This is a genomic window from Pseudomonas sp. AF03-9 (genome assembly GCF_020515815.1).
In the GTDB taxonomy this organism is placed as follows: domain Bacteria; phylum Pseudomonadota; class Gammaproteobacteria; order Pseudomonadales; family Pseudomonadaceae; genus Aquipseudomonas.
The window spans coordinates 22,623-45,328 of the sequence record NZ_JAHPJF010000006.1 but is presented as its reverse complement, the minus strand read 5'-3'; the positions used below and the strand labels follow the sequence as shown (position 1 = coordinate 45,328).

Annotated in this window: 16 protein-coding genes; 6 read left to right on the top strand and 10 right to left on the bottom strand. The window is 60.0% G+C overall.

Translation table 11 applies throughout. The features are described from left to right. Window positions 1-21: 21 nt before the first annotated feature. The 6 genes from infB to LIY36_RS11220 all read left to right on the top strand — a co-directional run bounded on the left by infB (window position 22) and on the right by LIY36_RS11220 (window position 7,616). Window positions 22-2,538 carry a translation initiation factor IF-2 gene (gene infB, locus LIY36_RS11245; RefSeq protein ID WP_226455727.1) on the top strand — a complete coding sequence of 839 codons (2,517 nt, stop codon included), beginning with the start codon at window positions 22-24 and terminating at the stop codon, window positions 2,536-2,538. Between the two features lie 159 nt (window positions 2,539-2,697). Then, window positions 2,698-3,093 (top strand): 30S ribosome-binding factor RbfA, encoded by a 396-nt coding sequence (rbfA, locus tag LIY36_RS11240; protein WP_065883945.1) that lies wholly within the window; start codon window positions 2,698-2,700, stop codon window positions 3,091-3,093. 3 nt (window positions 3,094-3,096) lie between these two features. Continuing rightward, window positions 3,097-4,014 (top strand): tRNA pseudouridine(55) synthase TruB, encoded by a 918-nt coding sequence (truB, locus tag LIY36_RS11235; RefSeq protein ID WP_026136642.1) that lies wholly within the window; start codon window positions 3,097-3,099, stop codon window positions 4,012-4,014. A 115-nt stretch (window positions 4,015-4,129) separates the two neighbouring features. Then, on the top strand, window positions 4,130-4,399 hold the full coding sequence (gene rpsO / locus LIY36_RS11230; RefSeq protein WP_003176135.1) for a 30S ribosomal protein S15: 270 nt from the start codon (window positions 4,130-4,132) through the stop codon (window positions 4,397-4,399). Between the two features lie 194 nt (window positions 4,400-4,593). After that, window positions 4,594-6,699, top strand: a complete 2,106-nt coding sequence (pnp, locus tag LIY36_RS11225) for a polyribonucleotide nucleotidyltransferase (protein WP_192298916.1) — start codon at window positions 4,594-4,596, stop codon at window positions 6,697-6,699. 296 nt (window positions 6,700-6,995) lie between these two features. Next, window positions 6,996-7,616 (top strand): BON domain-containing protein, encoded by a 621-nt coding sequence (locus tag LIY36_RS11220; RefSeq protein ID WP_192298915.1) that lies wholly within the window; start codon window positions 6,996-6,998, stop codon window positions 7,614-7,616. 237 nt (window positions 7,617-7,853) lie between these two features. Here the strand turns inward: LIY36_RS11220 and LIY36_RS11215 are convergent, their stop codons facing one another. The 10 genes from LIY36_RS11215 to LIY36_RS11170 all read right to left on the bottom strand — a co-directional run bounded on the left by LIY36_RS11215 (window position 7,854) and on the right by LIY36_RS11170 (window position 22,688). Beyond that, window positions 7,854-10,772, bottom strand: coding sequence for a DUF748 domain-containing protein (locus tag LIY36_RS11215; RefSeq protein ID WP_226455726.1), 2,919 nt, complete (start codon window positions 10,770-10,772; stop codon window positions 7,854-7,856). Window positions 10,773-10,859: 87 nt separating this feature from the next. Then, complete coding sequence (locus LIY36_RS11210; protein WP_192298913.1) at window positions 10,860-11,876, bottom strand: class I SAM-dependent rRNA methyltransferase; 1,017 nt, start codon at window positions 11,874-11,876, stop codon at window positions 10,860-10,862. A gap of 67 nt (window positions 11,877-11,943) precedes the next feature. Next, window positions 11,944-12,813 (bottom strand): oxygenase MpaB family protein, encoded by an 870-nt coding sequence (locus LIY36_RS11205; RefSeq protein ID WP_226455725.1) that lies wholly within the window; start codon window positions 12,811-12,813, stop codon window positions 11,944-11,946. 16 nt (window positions 12,814-12,829) lie between these two features. Beyond that, window positions 12,830-14,767 carry an acetate--CoA ligase gene (acs, locus tag LIY36_RS11200; protein ID WP_226455724.1) on the bottom strand — a complete coding sequence of 646 codons (1,938 nt, stop codon included), beginning with the start codon at window positions 14,765-14,767 and terminating at the stop codon, window positions 12,830-12,832. A 105-nt stretch (window positions 14,768-14,872) separates the two neighbouring features. Beyond that, complete coding sequence (gene pgi / locus LIY36_RS11195) at window positions 14,873-16,537, bottom strand: glucose-6-phosphate isomerase (RefSeq protein ID WP_226455723.1); 1,665 nt, start codon at window positions 16,535-16,537, stop codon at window positions 14,873-14,875. Window positions 16,538-16,750: 213 nt separating this feature from the next. Next, window positions 16,751-17,602 carry a pantoate--beta-alanine ligase gene (gene panC / locus LIY36_RS11190; RefSeq protein ID WP_226455722.1) on the bottom strand — a complete coding sequence of 284 codons (852 nt, stop codon included), beginning with the start codon at window positions 17,600-17,602 and terminating at the stop codon, window positions 16,751-16,753. Next, window positions 17,599-18,399 (bottom strand): 3-methyl-2-oxobutanoate hydroxymethyltransferase, encoded by an 801-nt coding sequence (gene panB, locus LIY36_RS11185; protein ID WP_226455721.1) that lies wholly within the window; start codon window positions 18,397-18,399, stop codon window positions 17,599-17,601. The genes panC and panB overlap by 4 nt, the downstream gene beginning before the upstream one ends. A gap of 278 nt (window positions 18,400-18,677) precedes the next feature. Continuing rightward, window positions 18,678-19,163 (bottom strand): 2-amino-4-hydroxy-6-hydroxymethyldihydropteridine diphosphokinase, encoded by a 486-nt coding sequence (gene folK / locus LIY36_RS11180; RefSeq protein ID WP_226455720.1) that lies wholly within the window; start codon window positions 19,161-19,163, stop codon window positions 18,678-18,680. 3 nt (window positions 19,164-19,166) lie between these two features. Then, window positions 19,167-20,561: a polynucleotide adenylyltransferase PcnB gene (locus LIY36_RS11175; RefSeq protein WP_192298906.1), complete on the bottom strand. Its 1,395-nt coding sequence runs from the start codon at window positions 20,559-20,561 to the stop codon at window positions 19,167-19,169. 696 nt (window positions 20,562-21,257) lie between these two features. After that, complete coding sequence (locus LIY36_RS11170; RefSeq protein WP_192298905.1) at window positions 21,258-22,688, bottom strand: sigma-54-dependent transcriptional regulator; 1,431 nt, start codon at window positions 22,686-22,688, stop codon at window positions 21,258-21,260. Window positions 22,689-22,706: the final 18 nt, after the last annotated feature.

The window sequence follows — 22,706 nt, the reverse complement described above, 5'->3', positions numbered from 1 at the left end:
GCGGCCTGAGGAGAGAAGTGCATGACGCAAGTCACGGTGAAACAACTGGCCGATGAGGTCAAAACACCGGTAGAGCGCCTGTTGCAGCAGATGCGTGAGGCAGGTCTGCCGCACACCGCCGCCGATGAAGGTGTGAGCGATAGTGAGAAGCAGTCTTTGCTGACTCACTTGAAGAGCAGCCACAAGGCGAAAGTGGAAGAACCGCGCAAGATTACATTGCAGCGCAAAACCACCAGCACACTGCGTGTTGCTGGTAGCAAGAGCATCAGCGTTGAAGTACGCAAGAAGAAAGTCTTCGTACAGCGCAGCCCGGAAGAAATCGAAGCCGAGCGCAAACGCGAACTGGAAGAGCGTCGCGCAGTAGAAAATGCTGCTCGTCAGAAGGCTGAAGAAGAAGCCAAGCGTCGCGCCGAAGAAGAAGCGCGTCGCCAGCCTGCTGCTGCGCAACCTGCTGCCACTGAAGCGGTCGCTGCGCCTGTTGAAGCTGTGCGTGAGGCCGCTCCGGTTGCCGCTGCACCTGCTCCGGCAGCTGACGCCCGCAAGCGTGACGAACCTCGTCGCCCGGACAAGCCACGTGCCGACGATAACAATCGTCGCAGCGGTGGTGGCGATGGCGAGCGCAAAAACGCTCCGCATCGTGCTTCGGTCAAAGAGAAAGCGCCTGCTCCACGCGTTGCCCCACGTACTACCGACGAAGAAAGCGATGGCTTCCGTCGTGGTGGTCGCGGCAAGGCCAAGCTGAAGAAACGCAACGCCCACGGTTTCCAGAGCCCAACCGGCCCTGTCGTGCGTGAAGTGAAGATCGGCGAGACCATCACTGTTGGCGATCTCGCCCAGCAGATGTCGGTCAAGGCAGCTGAAATCATCAAGTTCATGTTCAAGCTGGGTACTCCGGCCACTATCAACCAGGTACTGGATCAGGAAACTGCCCAACTGGTTGCTGAAGAGCTGGGCCACAAAGTGACCCTGGTCAGCGATACCGCCCTGGAAGATTCCCTGGCCGAGTCCCTGAAGTTTGAAGGTGAGGCGGTTTCCCGTGCACCGGTCGTGACCGTAATGGGCCACGTTGACCACGGTAAAACTTCCCTGCTCGACTACATCCGTCGTGCCAAGGTTGCTGCTGGCGAAGCCGGCGGTATCACCCAGCACATCGGTGCGTACCACGTTGAAACCGACCGTGGCATGGTGACGTTCCTCGACACCCCTGGTCACGCCGCGTTTACCGCAATGCGTGCCCGTGGTGCCAAGGCGACTGACATCGTGATCCTGGTGGTTGCAGCTGACGACGGCGTGATGCCACAAACCATCGAAGCCGTTCAGCATGCCAAGGCTGCTGGCGTTCCGCTGGTTGTTGCGGTGAACAAAATCGACAAGCCGGGCGCTGATCTTGATCGCATCCGTAGCGAACTGTCGGTTCACGGCGTGACATCCGAAGAGTGGGGTGGCGACACTCCATTCGTACCAGTCTCCGCGAAGATGGGTACTGGCGTTGACGAACTGCTCGAAGCCGTTCTGTTGCAAGCCGAAGTCCTGGAACTGACTGCTACTCCCTCGGCTCCTGGCCGTGGCGTTGTGGTTGAGTCCCGTCTCGACAAGGGCCGTGGCCCGGTTGCGACCGTTCTGGTTCAAGACGGTACCCTGCGCCAAGGCGACATGGTCCTGGTCGGTTCGAACTACGGCCGTGTACGTGCCATGCTCGACGAGAACGGCAAGCCAATCAAGGAAGCAGGTCCTGCTATCCCGGTCGAGATCCTCGGCCTGGACGGTACGCCGGACGCTGGCGACGAGATGAGCGTAGTGGCCGACGAGAAGAAAGCCCGTGAAGTGGCTCTGTTCCGTCAAGGCAAGTTCCGCGAAGTCAAACTGGCCCGTGCTCACGCAGGCAAGCTGGAAAACATCTTCGAGAACATGGGCCAGGAAGAGAAGAAGACGCTTAACATCGTCCTCAAATCTGACGTACGTGGTTCCCTCGAAGCGTTGAACGGCGCCTTGAACGGCCTGGGTAACGACGAAGTGCAAGTGCGCGTTGTCGGTGGCGGTGTCGGTGGTATCACCGAATCTGACGCCAACCTGGCACTGGCTTCCAACGCTGTACTGTTCGGCTTCAACGTGCGTGCCGATGCTGGCGCTCGCAAGATCGTCGAGCAGGAAGGCCTGGACATGCGTTACTACAACGTCATCTACGACATCATCGAAGACGTCAAGAAAGCCCTTACCGGCATGCTTGGCAGCGACGTCCGGGAGAACATCCTGGGTATCGCCGAAGTACGTGACGTGTTCCGCTCGCCGAAATTCGGCGCGATCGCGGGCTGCATGGTTGTCGAAGGCACTGTGTACCGTAACCGTCCAATCCGCGTACTGCGTGAAGACATCGTTATCTTCGAAGGCGAGCTGGAATCCCTGCGCCGCTTCAAGGATGACGCTTCCGAAGTACGTGCCGGCATGGAATGCGGTATCGGCGTCAAGAGCTACAACGACGTCAAGGTTGGCGACAAGATCGAAGTCTTCGAGAAGGTTCAGGTTGCTCGCAGCCTCTAACTCGCGCACTTCCGGAGCCACGCAGCGAGTGGGCATGCAAATGCCCCGCGCAGCGTACGGACTCTAAACGCAACGCCCGGTCTGGCTTTTGTCAGGCCGGGCGTTTGCCGCTTTCAGACCCCACGGGTTTCACCGTGTGGCAGTAACAGGTAACAAGACATGGCAAAAGAATACAGCCGTACCCAGCGTATCGGCGATCAGATGCAGCGCGAGCTGGCCCAACTGATCCGTCGCGAAGTCAAAGACCCACGGGTTGGCCTGGTCACCATCACCGCCGTTGAAGTGAGCCGTGACGTTGGTCACGCCAAGATCTTCATCACCGTGATGGGGCAGGACAACAGTGAAGAAATCGCGCAAAGCATCAAGGTGCTCAACGCTGCGGCAGGTTTCCTGCGCATGCAATTGGCCCGTGAAATGAAGCTGCGCAGCGTTCCCCAGCTGCACTTCCACTACGACGAAAGCGTCGTGCGTGGTGCGCATCTGTCGGCACTGATCGAGCGCGCCGTGGCGGAAGACAGTCAGCACCCGTCCACACCTGAAGACGCCAAGGAGTAAGCGGTGGCTCAGGTCAAACGTATCCGTCGCAACGTCAGCGGCATCATTCTGCTCGACAAGCCCATTGGCTTTACCTCCAATGCCGCTTTGCAGAAGGTCCGCTGGCTGCTCAATGCCGAGAAGGCCGGGCACACCGGCAGCCTTGATCCGCTGGCCACCGGCGTGTTGCCGTTGTGCTTTGGCGAGGCCACCAAGTTCTCGCAATACCTGCTCGATTCCGACAAGGGTTACGAAACCCTCATGCAACTGGGCAAGACCACCACCACGGCCGATGCCGAAGGTGATGTTTTGCAGGTTCGCGATGTGACCGTTGGTCGTGCGGATATTGAAGCGGCTTTACCCGGTTTTCGTGGGCAAATCAGTCAGATACCGCCGATGTACTCGGCGCTCAAGCGTGATGGGCAGCCACTTTACAAGCTGGCACGTGCGGGCGAAGTAGTGGAGCGCGAACCGCGTTCTGTTACTATTGCGCGCTTGGAATTGCTCGCCTGTGAAGGTGACACTGCGCGTCTGGCCGTGGACTGCAGCAAAGGCACCTATATCCGTACCCTGGTGGAAGATATTGGTGAAAAGCTTGGTTGCGGCGCGTACGTTGCAGAACTGCGACGCACCCAGGCCGGCCCTTTCACCCTGGCCCAGACGGTCACGCTGGAAGAGTTGGAAGCGGTGCACGCCGAAGGCGGCAATGAAGCAGTTGATCGCTTCCTGATGCCATCGGACAGCGGTTTGCTGGATTGGCCATTGCTGCACTTCTCGGAGCACAGCGCGTTCTACTGGCTCAACGGCCAGCCGGTACGTGCCCCGGATGCCCCGAAGTTCGGCATGGTGCGGGTACAGGATCATAACGGTCGCTTTATCGGTATCGGTGAAGTGAGCGAAGACGGGCGCATCGCGCCGCGTCGACTGATTCGGTCAGAATGACCGAACGAGTGTGGCTGTTAACAGGCACGGTCAACACTCATTTTTAGATACAGGGATTTGTCCCTGGCCTGTTGAGACCGCCCTTTGGGTGGTTTCCTGAAAAAAGGATTGCCTCATGGCTCTCGACGTTCAAGAAAAAGCACAAATCGTTGCTGACTATCAGCAAGCTGTTGGTGACACTGGTTCGCCAGAAGTGCAAGTTGCACTGCTGACCCACAACATCAACAAGCTGCAAGGTCACTTCAAGGCCAACGGTAAAGATCACCACTCCCGTCGTGGTCTGATCCGCATGGTAAACCAGCGTCGTAAGCTGCTGGATTACCTGAAAGGCAAGGATCTGGGTCGTTATCAGGCTCTGATCGGTCGCCTGGGTCTGCGTCGCTAATAAGCGATTGCGCTAGAGGTTGGTTGTCTGCCGTGTGTCAGTGGGATTCCCGCTGGCCCATGGCAGGCTCCCAGCCTCAAGTTTTATCTGGATACACGTTTTACCCTGGACTAGCGTCGGGCCGATTCCCGGCATTGCCCAAGAATTTCGCAAGAAGACAAGTTCCCCAAGAGCCACAAAGAAGGTAGGACACCGTGAACCCGGTTATCAAAAAATTCCAGTTCGGTCAGTCGACCGTTACCCTCGAGACAGGCCGTATCGCCCGTCAAGCCTCCGGCGCAGTGCTGGTTACCGTTGACGACGACGTGACCGTATTGGTGACCGTTGTTGGCGCCAAGACCGCTGACCCAAGCAAAGGCTTCTTCCCTCTTTCCGTTCACTACCAGGAAAAGACTTACGCTGCCGGTAAGATCCCTGGCGGTTTCTTCAAGCGTGAAGGCCGTCCTTCCGAGAAAGAAACCCTGACTTCCCGACTGATCGACCGTCCGATCCGTCCGCTGTTCCCAGAAGGCTTCATGAACGAAGTGCAGGTTGTCTGCACCGTCGTTTCCACCAGCAAGAAAACCGATCCGGACATCGCTGCGATGATCGGTACTTCGGCTGCCCTGGCTATCTCGGGCATTCCGTTCGACGGCCCGATCGGCGCCGCTCGCGTTGCTTTCCACGAAAGCACCGGCTACCTGCTGAACCCGACTTACGAGCAACAGAAAGCATCGAGCCTGGACATGGTCGTTGCCGGTACCTCGGAAGCCGTATTGATGGTTGAATCGGAAGCCAAAGAGCTGACCGAAGACCAGATGCTGGGCGCCGTACTGTTCGCCCACGACGAGTTCCAGGCGGTCATCAAGGCCGTTACCGAACTGGCTGCCGAAGCCGCCAAGCCTACCTGGACCTGGACTGCTGCCCCGGAAGCCACCGAGCTGCTGAGCACTATCCGCTCCGAGTTCGGCGCTGCGATCTCCGACGCCTACACCATCACCGTCAAGGCCGACCGCTACGCTCGCCTGGGTGAGTTGAAGGATCAGGTCGTTGCCAAGCTGTCCGGTGAAGAAGGTCAGCCTTCCTCCAGCGATGTCAAAGCGGCTTTCGGCGAAATCGAATACCGCACCGTTCGCGAAAACATCGTCAACGGCAAGCCACGTATCGACGGTCGCGACACCAAGACCGTACGTCCGCTGAACATCGAAGTCGGCGTTCTGCCAAAGACTCACGGTTCGGCGCTGTTCACCCGTGGTGAAACCCAGGCCCTGGTTGTCGCGACTCTGGGTACTGCCCGTGACGCACAACTGCTGGACACCCTGGAAGGCGAGAAAAAAGACCCGTTCATGCTGCACTACAACTTCCCTCCGTTCTCGGTGGGCGAGTGTGGTCGCATGGGTGGCGCTGGTCGTCGTGAAATCGGCCACGGCCGTCTGGCCCGTCGTTCGATTGCAGCCATGCTGCCGGCTGCCGACGTGTTCCCGTACACCATCCGTGTCGTATCGGAAATTACCGAATCCAACGGTTCCAGCTCCATGGCTTCGGTCTGCGGTGCTTCCCTGGCACTGATGGATGCTGGTGTGCCGATGAAGGCGCCGGTTGCCGGTATCGCCATGGGCCTGGTTAAAGAAGGCGAGAAGTTCGCCATCCTGACCGACATCCTGGGCGACGAAGACCACCTGGGCGACATGGACTTCAAGGTAGCCGGTACCGCCAAAGGCGTCACCGCGCTGCAGATGGACATCAAGATCAAGGGCATCACCGAAGAGATCATGGAAATCGCCCTGGGCCAAGCCCTGGAAGCGCGCCTGAACATCCTCGGCCAGATGAACCAGATCATTGGTCAGTCCCGTACCGAACTGTCGGAAAATGCTCCGACCATGATCGCGATGAAAATCGACACCGACAAAATCCGTGATGTTATCGGTAAAGGCGGCGCGACTATCCGTGCGATCTGTGAAGAGACCAAGGCTTCGATCGACATCGAAGACGACGGCTCGATCAAGATCTTCGGCGAAACCAAGGAAGCCGCTGAGGCAGCACGTCAGCGCGTCCTGGGCATTACCGCTGAAGCCGAGATCGGCAAGATCTACGTCGGTAAGGTTGAGCGCATCGTCGACTTCGGCGCATTCGTCAACATCCTGCCGGGCAAGGACGGTCTGGTTCACATCTCCATGCTGAGCGACGCTCGTGTTGAGAAAGTGACCGACATCCTGAAAGAAGGCCAGGAAGTGGAAGTGCTGGTACTGGACGTGGACAACCGCGGCCGTATCAAGCTGTCCATCAAGGACGTAGCAGCAGCCAAGGCTTCGGGCGTTTAATCACCCTCAGGCTTTTCGCTGAAAAAAGGGACTCTTCGGAGTCCTTTTTTTATGCCTGGAGGAAAATGCCTGGAAATCAGGTGCTTACCCAGATCCAAAAGCCGCAACTTGCATGCAGAGGCGAGGGGTTTCATGCAAGTTGCACGATTACAAAAAACAGCTGTTTTCGTAACTCGTTGTTTTGTAAGGTTTTAATTGCCTGATGCGACTTGGCACACTGTCTGCAATATCCCTGTTAACGCTGCAGCATCAAGGTTTACGTACTGCAGACTTTTAATAAAACAGGAGTTACTCGTATGAAGAAGTTCGCTCTCGCTACTGCTACCGCTCTGACCCTGGCCATGGGTGCTAACGTAGCCTTTGCTCAGACTTCCCAAGCCCCTATGACCCTGGCGGCCGGTGAAGTGACCAAGGCTAAAGAGTCCACCTCGGACACCTGGATCACCACCAAAGTGAAAGCTGATCTGCTGACCGAGAAAGGCATTCCTGGTTCGGACATCAAGGTTGAGACCAATAAAGGCGTGGTTTCCCTGTCTTCGACAGTCGCGATCTCCGACGCTCAGAAAGCCACTGCCGTAGCCATCACCAAGAAAATCAAAGGTGTTACCGCCGTTTCGGCTGACGGCCTGATGGCTGGCGGCGCTACCAAGGCTGACAATATCGACAAAACCAAAAGCGCAGCGGCTGACGCCAAAGAGTCCACTTCGGACACTTGGATCACCACCAAAGTAAAAGCTGACCTGGTGACCGAGAAAGGCATTCCTGGCACCGACATCAAAGTCGAAACCAACAAAGGCGTAGTGTCCCTGTCTTCGACCGCCGCGGTCACTGAAGCTCAGAAAACTACCGCGGTGAACATCACCAAGAAAATCAAAGGCGTTAAAGCTGTATCGGCCGACGGCCTGAAAGCAGAGTAACGCACCCCTTTTCGTCTGAACTGGACGGCGGCGGCTTAGGGTGAGTTAGACATCCACCTGATGCACCTCTGGAGTTCATGCGAGCGACCACACGGATGTGGTCATTACAGGCCCCGGCACTTGTGTCGGGGCCTGTTCTATTGTGGGTGGCGTTAACTGTAAGCGCCGGCGATCAGGCCCTCGACCCGTCGTCGATTTCAAGGCTGCATCGCCGGCAAGCCGGCTCTTGCAAGGGGCTTACTCCGCGTCCAGGTGCATCGGTGTGACGACACGCCCATCCTTCTCGGCCTGGCCCAAGTTGGCATCAATGAAGTACACCCGGTCATCTTCCAACTGTCCCTTATCCACCAGGTAGTCCTTGATGGTGCTGGCACGGTCTTGGCCCAGCTGGCGCAGCAGTACATCACTGCCACTCCAGAACTTGATCACCCCGTCACGAAGCTTCGCGCTACGTTCATCGTTGCTCAGGTCTTTCCATTCGGCTGGCGGTTGCTGTTTCAGGCGGGTGCGGTAAATGCCTTCAAGTAATGGTGCTTTTTCCTTCTCGGGTACCACCAGCAATGACGCTTGGGCGGGAACCTTTTCTCCACGACGCTGAAGAATCTTGTAGTAGTTGTACTGGTACTCGCGCTCCAGTCGCTGAGCGGCAAGGAAAGGCCCGTCGCTGCTGGCCGCCGCGGTGCCTTCGATCTCCAGACGCAGGCTAGGGCGTTCTTTCAGTGCTTTGGCCAGCGTGTTCAGGGCGCCTTCAGCATCCTTGTCCAATTCGCTGGAACCGGCGGCGAACGATACATTGCCGAGGTCTTCCGAACCGCCGCCCGTTACCAGCCCACCGATAAACTTAAACGGCGCTGTCGCTGCACGCACTACCAGGTTACGCAGGGTCTGCCAGACAATCGGCATGACACTGAACTGCGGGTTATTCAGATCGCCAGTCACCGGCAGTTCGATGGAAATCTTGCCGTCGGAGTCCTTGAGCAGCGCGATTGCCAGACGAATCGGCAAGTCCACGGCATCGGCGCTGTCGACTTTCTCGCCCAGTTGCAATTGCTCGACCACCACTTTGTTCTCAGCCTTCAGCTGGCCCTTGGTGATCACATAGTGCAGGTCGAGGTTCAGTCGCCCCTTGCGGATGCGGAAACCGGCGAACTTGCCAGAGTAGGGCGTGAGGGTGGTCAGTTCTACGCGTTTGAAGCTGGTTGCAATATCCAGCGCCGCCATCGGGTCAAACGGGTTCACGCTGCCCTTGATCGTCACGGGGGCGTAGCGATCCACCTTGCCCTTGATGTCGACGCTGGCCGGTTTGGCCTGGCGGCTGTCGATGGTGCCAATTTGTCCGTTGAGCTGTTGAATCGCGGTCGCGAAGTTGGGGGTCAGGCTGAAGTCGGCAAAGTTGGCGGAACCGTCGTTGATCGCAATCTGCCCGATACGAATGCCCAGGGGCTTTTCTTTGCTGACAGGTTTCGAGCCTTTGTCCGGTGGTTGCGGGATCAACAAGTCGTCGACGTTGGTGGTGCGGTCGTCGTTGATCATGAAGCGCGCATACGGCTGCAGCAGGTTGACCTTATCGATCGACAGGCTATCGCCGTGCTGATAGTTCACGCCTTCGAGCACCAGGCGCTGCCATTTGAGGAAGTCGCGGGTCTTGAGGGTGTCCAGGGTGTGCAACTGGTCCACCTGCGCCCGGCCGGTGACCTGGAACTTCAGAGGATCAGTGCTTTTAAGGTTCACATCAAGATTGCTGCCGAGCATGCCGCTACGCAGTTCCAGGCGGATGAACGGGCTGATATAGGACTGGGCGACTCGCAGGTCGATGTCCTGGGTATTTACTTTCAGCTTGGCGCTGACCGGGTTGAGGTTGACCTCGCCAGTCGCCTGGACCTTGCCTTGCTTGCCCAGGCCCGTGTCGAGTTTCAGCGTGAACGGGCTCTGGTTGAGGCTATCGAAGTTCTGCACATCGACATTCAGCGGGCCGACTTCCAGTGCGACCGCCGGCTTGGCCTGGCGGTCAGCCAGGTGCACCTGATAGTTACGCAGTTGCACATCCTTGAGCAGCACTTGCCAAGGTTTGCTTGGCGCCGCGGGCTCGGCTTTTGGCGAGTCGGCGGTGGCGGGGGCATTTTTCGGCTCCGGCGCCTTGGTTGGTTTGCTCGGCTGGCTGGCGAACAATTTCTGCCAGTCCAGTTGCCCATCCGCTTCCAGCGCCGCCCAGGTTTCCAGCTTGTTGCTGCGGATCTTGCCGACAACGACCTGCTGTTTGGCCAGGTCCACGGTGGTTTCGCTGACGTCCAGGCGCTCCAGGCGCACCAGGGGGCGGCCATCCGGTGCCTTGATGGCAAACGGTGCGATGCTGGCGGAGGTGTTGGTCAGGTTCAGCTCGGTCTCTTTGGCCAGGCTGAATTTATACTCGGTGCTGAAGTTGAGCACGCCGTCTTCAAGCACCAGCGGCAGGGCATCGCGCACGTAGGGCCACCAAGCCTTCATCTTGCCGTCGGTGACTTTCAGTGTGCCCTGGGACGTGATTGGCACCAGGCTGAAGTTGCCTTTCCAATCGATTTGCCCGCCTGCCGGGCCTGCCGCGACGAGCGTCATGTCGGCATTGTCTTCGGGCAGGGTGCTGAGGTTCTTCAGCTCGAAGTCGAGCTTGTCGTAGAGGAATTCGATGGGCTCGCTGGGGCGCAAGTCCTCAAAGTGCACATAGCCGCCGGCCAGCTTGATGCCGTCGATACGCAGAGGAAACGGTTTGGCATTCGGGTCGGTCGGAGTTGGTTCGCTCGGCGGGATTTTGAACAGTTGCGCCAGGTTCAACTGGCCGGACTTGTCGAACAGCAACTCAGTCTTCGGTTTGTCCAGTTGCACATCGGCCAAGTGCAGCGCGCGGGTCCACAGGCTGTCGACCTGCAGGTTGGCGTAGAGGCGCTCGAAACCCACCTGCTCCTTGCCGGGGTCGCCGATCTTGAGGCCCCAGACGGTCAGCTCGAGGCTGAAGGGGTTGAGTTCGATCCGTTCGATTCGCGCCGGCACCGTGGCGTAATTCGCCAGTTGCTGGTTGGCAATCCGCAGGGCAATTCCGGGCAAAATCAAGAAGCCCAACAGGCTGTACAGGGCAAGGGCGGTCAACAAGGCGCCAACGGCGCGAATCAATCCTTTGTGCATGGGGCGGCGCCATCTATGTCAAACAGGAGTGCCTTGGAGTATGGCACGGGTTTTCGGTTCCGAAGAACGAGGGCTTTGGGAAGCGTCCTACAGCTGGAGTATCAATGTTTTCAGGGGTGGCTGCTGGTCTTGTGAAGGAAAATCCGCCCCCGGCGTCATGATTTGCCAGTCGCGTACCGCACGTCCGGCTTTTTCTGCGCAACGCAGTACCTGTTCGCGCCAGTCATCCATGCTGACCTTCGCCAGGTTGTTGCAGCAAATCAGTACACCGTTGTCGGCCGTGGCGAGCAGTGCGGGCTTGAGCAGGCTTTGGTAGTCGCGCAACAGGTCGACGGTGCCGAATGCGCTCTTGGCCCAGGCCGGAGGGTCGAGCAACACCAAGTCATACTGGCGCTGCTCCAGGCGTGGATAACTCGGCAGTTTCTGGCCGCGGCGCTGGGTGATTGGCAGGCCGGCCAGTTGGCGAATCGCCGGGAAGTAGTCGGACTGCACGAACTCCATGGTCGGCAACTGCGGGTTCAGCAGGCCGTTCTCGCGGCCGACCGCCAGGTTGCCCTCGGCGAAGTCCAGGTTGCACACCTCCCGCGCCCCGCCGGCCGCAGCGCTCAGGCCGACGCCACAGGTGTAGGCGAACAGGTTCAGCACGCTTTTGCCGGCGCTATGGTTCTTGACCCAGCCGCGGGTGTTGCGCAGGTCGAGGAACAGCAGCGGGTCCTGCCCGGCATGCCGTCCGCGTACGCGGTAATTGAGCCCCCATTCATGGCCGACCAGATCTTCCAGTGCCGCCGGCTCGGCGCGGTACACCGTGTCTTCACGGTCGACCCGCGAGTTGCCACGGGAACGGTCGTTGTACACCAGCAGCAATTCCAGGCCCATGTACTGGTTGATCAACTGGTGCAGGTCCAGCAACTCCTCGGTATGCAGTGACTGATGGAAGCTCTGCACCAGCAGTTGCGGGCCATAACGGTCGATGGTCAGGCCGCCGGCGCCTTCCTGGCTGCCATGGAACAAGCGATAGCAGTCGGTGCCCTGGGCGTGCAGCTCGTTGATCAGGTCTTGGCGATGATCGAGGGCGGCGCGCAGCGCCTGATTCAAGGGAGACATGGAGCGCGCCTTGCTTAAGTAATGGGGGTAAATGTGGGCGCGGAGTTTAACAGTTATAAAGCCTCGCCTACATCAACCCCATCCGCCGATGCGCCCGTTGTACCGAACCGTTGCGCATCGCCCAGCGCAGCAACGGCGCGCTGCGTTTGACCGCGCCCCGGATCATCTGGCGTTGCAGCGGGCTCTGGTGTTGATCGAGCATGGCGCTGGCCCAGTCTGGCAGCAGGTCGATGCCGGCCTGCATCATCAAGGCTCCAAACGGCTTGGCCATCGTGCTGGGTGCCGGGGCATTGAGCAGCAGGCGCAACACTTCACGACTGCGCGCGTCGCACAGTAGTTGCGGGCGGATACGTGCCAGGTAATCCGAAACTTCCTGCCGCGAACGCGGAACATGCCGCGCGCCCAGTTGTTCGGCGACCAAGGCGATCTCGCTGTAGTAACGGTCCTGGTCCCGACCCGAGAGCAGCGGGTTGCGATAGCGCAGGTGAGCGGCGAGGAAGTTGCTGACCTCGGCCACATGCACCCAGGTGAGCAGTTCCGGATCGCTAGCTGCATAAGGTCGGCCGTCCGGCGCATGGCCAACCACTTGCAGGTGAATGGTGCGCACTTTTTCGATCAGCCACTGCGCGTCCTTGCGCGAGCCAAAGGTCGTGCCGGAGATGAACTGCGAGGTGCGCCGCAAACGCCCGAGCATGTCCTCGCGAAAGTTCGAGTGATCCCACACCCCAGCCAGGGCCAGCGGGTGCAGGGCCTGCAACATCAAGGCGCTGATGCCGCCGATCAACATGCTGCTGAAGTCGCCATGCACTTGCCAACTGACCGAACTCGGTCCGAACAGGCCTGGGTCGCCCTTGGGGTTTTCCAGGTCCAGCTGGCCCAGTGAGAGCCCTGTGAGGCTCATCAATTGGGTTTCGATACGGCTGCGGATAAATTCCATGGCGACGCTGGGTTTCCTATCGGTTCAGGCGTTTTTCGATCAGGCCGTCGACAACGCTGGGATCGGCCAGGGTGGAAGTATCACCGAGGCTGCCCAGTTCGTTGCAGGCGATCTTGCGCAAGATCCTGCGCATGATTTTGCCGGAACGGGTCTTCGGCAACGCGGGTGCCCATTGGATCAGTTCCGGCTTGGCAAAGCTGCCGATTTCCTTACTGACCAAGTCCAGCAGGTGTTTTTTTAGCGCATCGTCGGGCGCTACGCCATTCATCGGCGTGACAAAGGCGTAGATGCCCTGGCCTTTGACATCATGGGGGTAGCCCACCACGGCGGCCTCGGCCACCAGGTCATGCAGGACCAGGGCACTTTCCACCTCGGCGGTGCCGATGCGGTGGCCGGAGACGTTGATCACATCGTCGATGCGCCCGGTGATCCAGTAATCGCCGTCCTCGTCGCGTCGCGCGCCGTCGCCGGTGAAGTAGTAGCCGGGGTAGGGTTTGAAATAGGTGTCGATCATCCGCTGGGGGTCGCCGTAGACGCTGCGGATCTGCCCCGGCCAACTCGCCTTGATCGCCAGTACGCCACTGCCGGCGCCGGCAAACACCTTGCCGTGCTCATCCAGCAACACCGGTTGTACGCCAAACATCGGTTGCGTGGCGCAACCGGGCTTGATCCGCTGCGCGCTCACCAGCGGGCTGAGCATGATGCCGCCGGTCTCGGTCTGCCACCAGGTGTCGACGATCGGACAGCGCTGCTCGCCGACGGCATTGAAGTACCAGTCCCACGCTTCGGGGTTGATCGGCTCGCCGACGCTGCCGAGCAAGCGCAGGCTGGCGCGCGAGGTGTTTTCCAGCGGGCCGTGGCCCTCGCGCATCAAGGCACGCAGGGCCGTCGGCGCGGTGTAGAAGATATTGACCTTGTGCTTGTCGATCACCTGCCAGAACCGCGAACTGTCCGGGTAGCTCGGCACGCCCTCGAACATCAGCGACGTCGCGCCATTGGCCAGCGGGCCGTACACGATGTAGCTGTGGCCGGTGACCCAGCCCACGTCGGCGGTGCACCAGAACACTTCGCCGTCCCGGTAGTCGAGCACGTACTTGAAGGTCATTGCCGCTTGCAGCAGATAGCCGCCGGTGGTGTGCAGCACGCCTTTGGGTTTGCCGGTGCTGCCGGAGGTGTAGAGGATGAAGAGCGGGTCTTCGGCGTCCATCGGCTCGGGTGGGCAGTCGGCGCTTGCGGCGTCCAGCGCCTGTTGATACTTGAGGTCGCGGCCTTCGCTCCAGTTCACGGTCGCACCGGTGCGTTCCACTACCAATACGGTGCTGACGTTCGGGCAGTTGGCCAGGGCTTTGTCGACATTCTGTTTCAGCGCCACCGGCTTGCCGCCGCGTACCCCTTCGTCGGCGGTGATCACCGTGCGGCAGTCGGCATCCAGGATCCGGTCGCGCAGGGCGTCCGGCGAAAAGCCCCCAAATACCACCGAGTGCACCGCGCCAATACGCGTGCAGGCCAGCATGGCGTAGGCCGCTTCCGGGATCATCGGCATGTAGATGCACACCCGATCACCTTTCTTCACGCCACGGCCTTTCAGCACATTGGCCAGGCGACTGACGTTTTGGTGCAATTGGCGGTAGGTGATTTTCGAGGACTTTGTCGGATCATCACCTTCCCAGATGAAGGCGGTTTGCTCAGCGCGTTGCGCCAGATGACGGTCGATGCAGTTGTAGCTGACGTTCAGTTGCCCGCCCGCGAACCATTGGGCAGCGCCCGTGTGGATGTCTGATTGCTGAACGTTATGCCAGGGCGTGATCCAGTCCAGAAAGCCCTTGGCCTGTTCGGCCCAGAAGGTATCCGGTTGCTCGATGGATTGGCGGTAGAGGCGCTGATAGTCCTCTTGACTGAGTTGCGCAGCGCGGCGGACGGCATCGGCGCTGGGGAACGTGCTGATATCGAACATGAGCGGTCCTTATTCTTGTTTTTGGCACAAGTCATAAAGATGCACGCTGTGGGGGGAGGGTTCAAGGCCAACGTCCAAACGGACGTTGGCCCTGGAGTGGCCGGATCAGCCGCGGTGACGACCGCGGAAGTAGTTGATCAGACCCTGGGTCGAGGCGTCATCCGCCACGGCTTCTTCAGTGCCGGTCAGGCGGTTGTAGACGCCCTTGCCCAGCTCTTTACCCAGTTCCACACCCCATTGGTCAAAGGCGTTGATGCCCCAGATGACGCTCTGCACGAACACCTTGTGTTCATACATCGCCACCAGTGCGCCCAGACGACGCGGGCTGATGCGTTCCACCACCAGGGTGTTGCTCGGACGGTTGCCCGGGATCACCTTGTGCGGTGCCAGCTTCTGCACGTCTTCTTCGGCGATGCCCTTGTCGCGCAGTTCGGCCTCGGCCTCGCTGCGGGTCTTGCCGAGCATCAGCGCCTGGCTCTGGGACAGGCAGTTGGCGTATAGCCACTGATGGTGGTCCGACACGGGGTTGAAGCTGACAATCGGCACGATGAAGTCGGCCGGGATCAGTTGGGTCCCTTGGTGCAGCAACTGGTGGTAAGCGTGCTGGCCGTTGCAGCCTACGCCGCCCCAGATCACCGGACCGGTATCGGTGGACACCGGAGTGCCGTCCTGGCGCACGCTCTTGCCGTTGGATTCCATGTCCAGTTGTTGCAAGTGCTTGGTGATGTTACGCAGGTAGTGGTCGTACGGCAGGATCGCATGGCTCTGCGCGCCCCAGAAGTTGCCGTACCACACGCCCAGCAGGCCCAACAGTACCGGCATGTTGGCTTCGAACGGCGCGTTCTGGAAATGCTGGTCCATGGTGTAGGCACCGGACAGCAGTTCCTTGAAGTTGGACATGCCGATGGCCAGGGCGATTGGCAAGCCGATGGCCGACCACAGCGAGTAGCGGCCACCGACCCAGTCCCACATCGGGAAGATGTTTTCTTCGCGGATACCGAACGCCACGGCCGCGGCGTTGTTGCTCGATACGGCGATGAAGTGGCGGAACAGCTCGGCTTCCGACCCCCCCTGGGCCAAGTACCAGGCGCGGGCGGCCTGGGCGTTTTTCAGGGTTTCAAGGGTGTTGAAGGATTTCGACGAGACGATGAACAGTGTGGTCTCGGCGCGCAGCTTCATGGTCAGCTCGTGGAACTCGCTGCCGTCGATGTTCGCCAGGTAGTGGCAGCGCACGCCTTTGTGGGCGTAGGACAACAGCGCTTCGGAGACCAGCTCCGGGCCGAGGAACGAGCCACCGATACCGATGTTCACCACGTCGGTGATCGGCTTCTCGGTGTAGCCACGCCACAGGCCGTCGTGGATGCGGCCGACCAGGTCAGTCATCTGGTTCAGCACCTTGTGCACGTCCGGCATGATGTTCACGCCGTTGACCGACAGCTTGTCACCCACCGGGCGGCGCAGGGCGGTGTGCAGGGCAGGGCGGCCTTCGGATGAGTTGACCGGTTCGCCAGCGTACAGCGAGTTGATCGCGGCCTTGAGGTCGACTTCCTTCGCCAGAGCCACCAGCAGGTCACGGGTTTCGCTGGTGATCAGGTTTTTCGAGTAATCGAGGAAAAGTCCGCAGCTGCTCAAGGTGAATTGGGAAAAACGCTGGGGATCGGCATTGAACGCGTCGCGCATGCTGAAATCCTGCATGGCTTGGCGGTGTTGATTGAGCGCTTGCCAGGCGGGCAGAGCGGTAACGTCGTGAGGAGTGCGGTAGTACGCCATCGCTGCGGGTTTCCTTTTATTACGGGGACTGCCTTTAGGACACTTCTAAGCCCGGAACGTCCTGCCTCTCATCAAGCGGCGGACTCCGGACAGCGCTAACCAAGAGCGCAGGGCGATTACATTAAACCTAGCGTGTGAATATGTCTTGGCTTTGTCTGCGCTATGGCCGGTACTTTTTTATACCGGCACAGAGAGGAGGGCAACAGGCGGGGGTCAGTCGAGGTTCAGATGCAGGTTGTCGATGAGGCGGGTGGCGCCCAGATAGGCCGCAACGAGGATGACGACATCACGGTCTTCAGGCGTTGCCGGGCGCAGGTGCACGCCTTGGTGCACTTCGAGGTAATCGATGCGCAGCCCGGCGGCTTCGATCTGCCGGATGTGTTCGGCACGCAGCTTGGCGAAGTCGTGGTCACCGGCTTGGATGGCCGCGGCAATCTGGCTGAGGCTGCGGTACAGCACCGGCGCGATGGCGCGTTGTTCGTCGCTGAGGTAACCGTTGCGCGACGACAGCGCGAGGCCATCCTCGGCGCGCACGGTGGGCTCGCCGATGATCTGGATCGGCATATTCAGGTCATGCACCATGGCGCGGATCACTGCCAACTGCTGGTAGTCCTTTTGGCCAAACACCGCGATGTCCGGCTGGACCATGTTGAACAGCTTGCTCACCACTGTCGCCACGCCTTCGAAGTGCCCGGGGCGACTGGCGCCGCACAGGCCCTCCGACAGCAGCGGGACGCTGACGCGGGTCTGGCCGCTCATGCCGCCGGGGTACATCTCGTCGACGGAGGGTGCGAACAGCAGGTTGCAACCGGCTTGCAGGAGTTTCTCCTGGTCGGCGGCCAGGGTGCGCGGGTATTTGTCCAGGTCTTCACCCGCGCCGAATTGCAGCGGGTTGACGAAGATGCTGGCGACGACAAAGTCCGATTGTTGCGCAGCCTTGGTCACCAGTGTCGCGTGGCCGCTGTGCAGGTTGCCCATGGTCGGCACAAAACCGATGCGTTTGCCGGCGTTGCGCGCGTGGGTCACAGCGGCGCGCAGTTCGCGTAGGGTTTTTACGGTGTTCATGCAGAGAATCCGTGTTCGGCGCCTGGGAAGGTCACGCCTTTGACTTCGGCGACGTAAGCGCTCAATGCCGCGTGGATGCTGTCTTGGCCGGTCATGAAGTTCTTCACGAACTTCGGTACGCGGCCGCTGATCGACAGGCCGAGCATGTCGTGCAGCACCAGCACCTGGCCATCGGTGGCCGAGCCGGCGCCGATACCGATGACTGGCACTTTAACGGCTTGGGTGATTTCCGCCGCCAGTTCGCTCGGCACGCATTCAAGCAGGATCATCGCCACGCCGGCCTGTTCCAGGGCGATGGCATCGGCGCGCATCTGGCGCGCCTGGGCTTCGTTGCGGCCCTGAACCTTGTAGCCGCCGAGGATGTTCACCGACTGTGGCGTCAGGCCCATATGGGCGCACACCGGCACGCCGCGTTCGGCCAGCAGGCGGATCGACTCGGCGAGCCAGACGGCACCTTCGACCTTGACCATATGTGCACCGGCACGCATCAGCTTGCCGGCGTTGTGAAAGGTCTGTTCGACGGTGGCGTAATCCATGAACGGCAGGTCGGCAATGATGAATGCGCCATCGTTGCCGCGTTTGACGCTGGCCGTGTGGTAGGCCAGTTCATCGGTGGTCACAGGCAGGGTGCTGTCATGCCCTTGCAGAACCATGCCCAGGGAGTCGCCCACCAGTAACACTTCGACTCCGGCCTGGCAGCAGGCGTGGGCGAAGGTGGCGTCGTAGCAGGTCAGCATGGTGATTTTTTCACCTTTGAGCTTGAGGCTCTGCAAGGTGGTCAGGGTAATGTCTGGCATGAAAAGGGTCCTCGTTCAGGCGCTTGGAAACAGCGAGTAACGCGCGTGAGTCTTCGTTTATACAGGCGCACTGTCTTGAGAGCAGTGCTTATAAGGCCTGGATTGCGCCCTTCAGTGCCGGGTTGGCGGCAGCGGGACGCCTATAGTCGTGAGGAGGACACGGGAAGTCAATTGGATGTGTTACCGCATTGTTACGATGGCGGTGTTACCGCTGTTACTGATGCGATTCAGCAGGGATCAGCCGTTTTTACAGTGCCGAAGCGCCCACATTGATCGAGTCAGTCTGGAAGGATGCGTTCCAGTCCGACGAATGGGCACGCAGCCAACAGGTCACTGAGTTGCCGGCCGTCGGATAACTGCAGGGTGCTCGGCGCCAGTTCGGCCAGCGGGTACAGCACGAAGGGCCGCAAGTGCATCTGGTAGTGCGGCACCTTGAGGCGCGGCTCGTCGATCAGGCGATCGCCAAACAGCAGGATGTCCAGGTCCAGCGTGCGTGGGCCCCAACGCTCAAGGCGCTCGCGGCCCTGGTCGTTTTCGATGGCCTGCAGCGCATCCAGCAGGGCCAGCGGCGCGAGGTCGCTGTCCAGCGCGGCCACCGCGTTGGTGTAGCGCGGTTGGCCCGGGAGCAGGGAATCGCTTTGATAGAAGGCGGATACGCCGACGAGCGTGGTGCCGGGCAATAACGCCAGCGCCTCGATGGCGCTGCGCAATTGCTGGTCCGGGGCAGCCAGGTTGCTGCCCAACCCGATGTAGATACGTTCCACGGTTTATTCGCCCGAGGCGTCGGCCGCGCTGCGTTTGCGCTTGCTGCCGCTGCGTCGGCGTTTCTTGGGCCCTTCGCTGGCGCCATCGCCTTTGCTGCCGAGGTCGCGGATCATGTCGCGGCGCTCGCTGTCATTGGCGTCCTGATAATCGGTCCACCATTCGCCCAGGCCGTCGGTCTGCTCGCCGGCGCTTTCGCGCAGCAGCAGGAAGTCGTAGCCGGCACGGAAGCGCGGGTTGTCGAGCAGCAGGTCGGCGCGTTTGCCGCTGCGGCGCGGCAGGCGCTCCTGCATGTCCCAGATCTCGCGGATCGGCATGGTGAAACGTTTGGGAATGGCAATGCGCTGGCACTGCTCGGCAATCAGCTCGTGAGCCGCTTCCTGCATGGCCGGAATCGGCGGCATGCCGCGCTCTTGCAGGCGCAGGACGCGTTTCGGCAGGGCAGGCCACAGCAAGGCAGCAAACAGGAAAGCCGGGGTTACCGGTTTGTTCTGCTTGATGCGCAGGTCGGTGTTGATCAATGCCTCGCTGATCAGCGTGTGGGTGTACGTCGGGTTGTACTCCAACGCCTCGGCGCTGGCCGGGAACAGGGGGTCGAACAACTGCAGGTCGACGAGCATTTCGAAGGTATCGGCGGCGTGGCCCGAGAGGAACAGCTTGAGCACTTCTTCGAACAGGCGCGCCGAAGGGATTTCCCGCAGCATCGGTGCCAGCTCGCGAATCGGCGCGGCGGTGTGTTTCTCGATACCGAAGTTCAGCTTGGCGGCAAACCGCACCGCCCGCAGCATGCGCACCGGGTCTTCCTGGTAGCGCTGCGTCGGGTCGCCGATCAGGCGGATCAGGTTGTTGCGAATGTCGTGTACGCCGTTGGCGTAATCGAGGATGCGCTCGCTGACCGGGTCGTAATAGAGGGCGTTGATGGTGAAGTCGCGACGTTGCGCGTCTTCTTCCAGGCTGCCATAGACGTTATCGCGCAGGATGCGTCCGCTTTCGTTGCGGGAAGACTGGTTGGTGTCTTCCTCTTCATCGTTTTGCGGGTGGCCGGCGCGGAAGGTCGCGACCTCGATGATCTCGCGACCAAAGTGGATGTGCACCAGCTTGAAGCGACGGCCGATGATGCGTGCATTGCGGAACTCGGCGCGCACTTGTTCAGGCGTGGCGCTGGTGGCGACGTCGAAATCCTTGGGCGTGATGTTGAGCAACATGTCGCGCACACAGCCGCCGACCAGGTAAGCCTGGTAGCCAGCGTTCTGCAAGCGTTCGACGATATTCACCGCATAACGGCTGAATTGAGCGCGTTGCAGCGAATGCTGGCTGCTATTGAGCACTTCAGGCGTGCTGCGTTTGTGTTGCGTACGACGCAAGGGGGAACGGAATGACTGGAACAACTTCTTCAGCATGGGATGCACTGTTTGAAGGAATGTTCGGCCATAACGAAGAATGACCGCATGATGGGCGGGGATTCTAGCATTTAGTCAGGGGATGGTGTAGGAACAAGCTACAGGCATTGCGCCATAAGCCTTTGGTGGTCAAATTCCGGAAACTACAAGGGGAGCCGAAGCTCCCCCAGAAGTAGTTGCGTGCTCTATTTTTATTATTGATTGCGGGCTTCTTGTTTTTGTTGATCGCCCTCGCCATGAAGCTTCACCTTCATGACACTCCCAATCGGGAGTCAAGAGCAAACGGATTGCTTTGGTCGCTGTGTTGCTGATCTACGATCCAACCAGTTCAGGCTCTGCCTTAGGGCAGTTTTTGTTGTTCTCGGCCTGGTTGCGGGGCAAGCCCCAAATGCAACGCCTCTCCAAAAGAATCAGTTAGCTGCGCCTCCGCCGTGTTGTTTTTGTTATGCGTGAGTCGATTCGTCTTATTTTTATTGTCTTGTACAAAGCTTGTTATTGTTTTTGTACTAAGCATATAGCAGGGTGCGTGCCAACTTTTGCACCGCCCAATAAAAACGGGGGTTTGAGCGGTTTTTGGGCTTTTGGCGGGCAAAAAAAAGCCGGGGCTTCGTTACCGTAAGCCCCGGCTTTTGTTACGTGAAAATCATCGGTAACAGTTTTTTCACATCTGAGGGTGTTACCTGTGGGGTCACACCCTCAGCTTTCGCTGGCCACCCCGGTCTTGCGCCGTGGGATGCCCAGGCGCTGGCGACGTTCCCACAGGCACTTGCGGCTCACGCCCAGCTTGCGTGCCAGTTCGGTTTCGGTCATGTGGTCCTGATGCTCGAGGACGAAGTGCTGGAAGTAGTCCTCCAGTGACAAGTCTTCTGTCGGCTCATGGCTGGTAGCGTTGGCGCCGCCCTGTTGTGGGGCCAGGCCGATGAAGTCGTCGTCTTCCAGGTCGCTGAGCTCTATATCGATACCCAGCAGCTCGGCGGAAATTTCCGGGCTCTCCGACAGAATCACCGCACGCTCCACCGCGTTCTCCAGTTCCCGCACGTTGCCCGGCCACGAGTAATGCCGGATCGCCTGCTCGGCATCCGGGGCGAACTTGAGGTCGGTACGGTTGATGCGTGCACTCTGGCGTTGCAGGAACGCGTTGGCGATCTCGTTGACGTCGGCGCCACGCTCGCGCAGGGCCGGCAGCTTGAGGGCAATCACGTGCAGGCGGTAATACAAGTCTTCACGGAACTGGCCGATCTTGGCCAGGCTCTTGAGATCCCGGTGAGTCGCGGCGATCAGGCGCACGTCGACCTTCTGCGATTGCACCGAACCGACGCGGCGAATCTCGCCTTCCTGCAGTACACGCAGCAAACGTGCCTGCGCTTCCAATGGCAGTTCGCCGATTTCGTCGAGGAACAAGGTGCCGCCGTCCGCCGCTTCCACCAGGCCCGCACGCCCGGCGCTGGCGCCGGTGAAGGCGCCTTTTTCGTGGCCGAACAGTTCGGACTCGATCAGGGATTCCGGGATTGCCGCGCAGTTCACCGAAATCATCGGTGCCTTGGCGCGCTTGGACAGGTTGTGCAGGGCACGGGCCACCAACTCTTTACCAGTGCCCGACTCGCCCTGGATCAGTACATTGGAATCGGTAGGCGCTACCTTGCGGATCTTGCCGTACAGGTCCTGCATCGGCGGGCAGGAACCGATGATGCCGATCTCGCCATTGCTGTTGTCGACACCTGGCTTGTCGGCCGCTTTGCCGGCTGGACGCGGCTCGGCAGGGGTACTGCTGGCCGACTGACGGTCGCGCAGGATACGGGCCACGGCCTGGAGCATTTCATCATGGTCGAAAGGCTTGGCGATGTAGTCCACCGCGCCCATCTTCATGGAGTCCACCGCCGAGCGCAGGCTGGCGTAGCTGGTCATGATCAGCACCGGGGTGCCTTGGCCAAGCTTGATCAACTCGGTGCCAGGTGCGCCCGGCAAGCGCAGGTCGCTGACAATCAGGTCGAACGTGGGAATGCTGAACCGCTCCTGTGCTTCCTGTACCGAGCCAGCTTCGCTGACCTGGTACTGATTACGTTCAAGCAGGCGACGCAAGGCAGAGCGGATAATGGTTTCGTCTTCGACGATCAAAATGTGCGGCATTGATTCAATTCTCTCGAC

Excerpts from the sequence above, each read along its gene's own strand:
- LIY36_RS11220 (WP_192298915.1), top strand. The coding sequence starts at position 6,996 with ATGAAGAAGTTCGCTCTCGCTACTGCTACCGCTCTGACCCTGGCCATG.
- LIY36_RS11205 (WP_226455725.1), bottom strand. The coding sequence starts at position 12,813 with ATGGAATTTATCCGCAGCCGTATCGAAACCCAATTGATGAGCCTCACA.
- LIY36_RS11170 (WP_192298905.1), bottom strand. The coding sequence starts at position 22,688 with ATGCCGCACATTTTGATCGTCGAAGACGAAACCATTATCCGCTCTGCC.
- rbfA (WP_065883945.1), top strand. The coding sequence starts at position 2,698 with ATGGCAAAAGAATACAGCCGTACCCAGCGTATCGGCGATCAGATGCAG.
- pgi (WP_226455723.1), bottom strand. The coding sequence starts at position 16,537 with ATGGCGTACTACCGCACTCCTCACGACGTTACCGCTCTGCCCGCCTGG.
- acs (WP_226455724.1), bottom strand. The coding sequence starts at position 14,767 with ATGTTCGATATCAGCACGTTCCCCAGCGCCGATGCCGTCCGCCGCGCT.
- LIY36_RS11210 (WP_192298913.1), bottom strand. The coding sequence starts at position 11,876 with ATGTCTCCCTTGAATCAGGCGCTGCGCGCCGCCCTCGATCATCGCCAA.
- rpsO (WP_003176135.1), top strand. The coding sequence starts at position 4,130 with ATGGCTCTCGACGTTCAAGAAAAAGCACAAATCGTTGCTGACTATCAG.
- infB (WP_226455727.1), top strand. The coding sequence starts at position 22 with ATGACGCAAGTCACGGTGAAACAACTGGCCGATGAGGTCAAAACACCG.
- LIY36_RS11175 (WP_192298906.1), bottom strand. The coding sequence starts at position 20,561 with ATGCTGAAGAAGTTGTTCCAGTCATTCCGTTCCCCCTTGCGTCGTACG.
- panB (WP_226455721.1), bottom strand. The coding sequence starts at position 18,399 with ATGCCAGACATTACCCTGACCACCTTGCAGAGCCTCAAGCTCAAAGGT.
- LIY36_RS11215 (WP_226455726.1), bottom strand. The coding sequence starts at position 10,772 with ATGCACAAAGGATTGATTCGCGCCGTTGGCGCCTTGTTGACCGCCCTT.
- panC (WP_226455722.1), bottom strand. The coding sequence starts at position 17,602 with ATGAACACCGTAAAAACCCTACGCGAACTGCGCGCCGCTGTGACCCAC.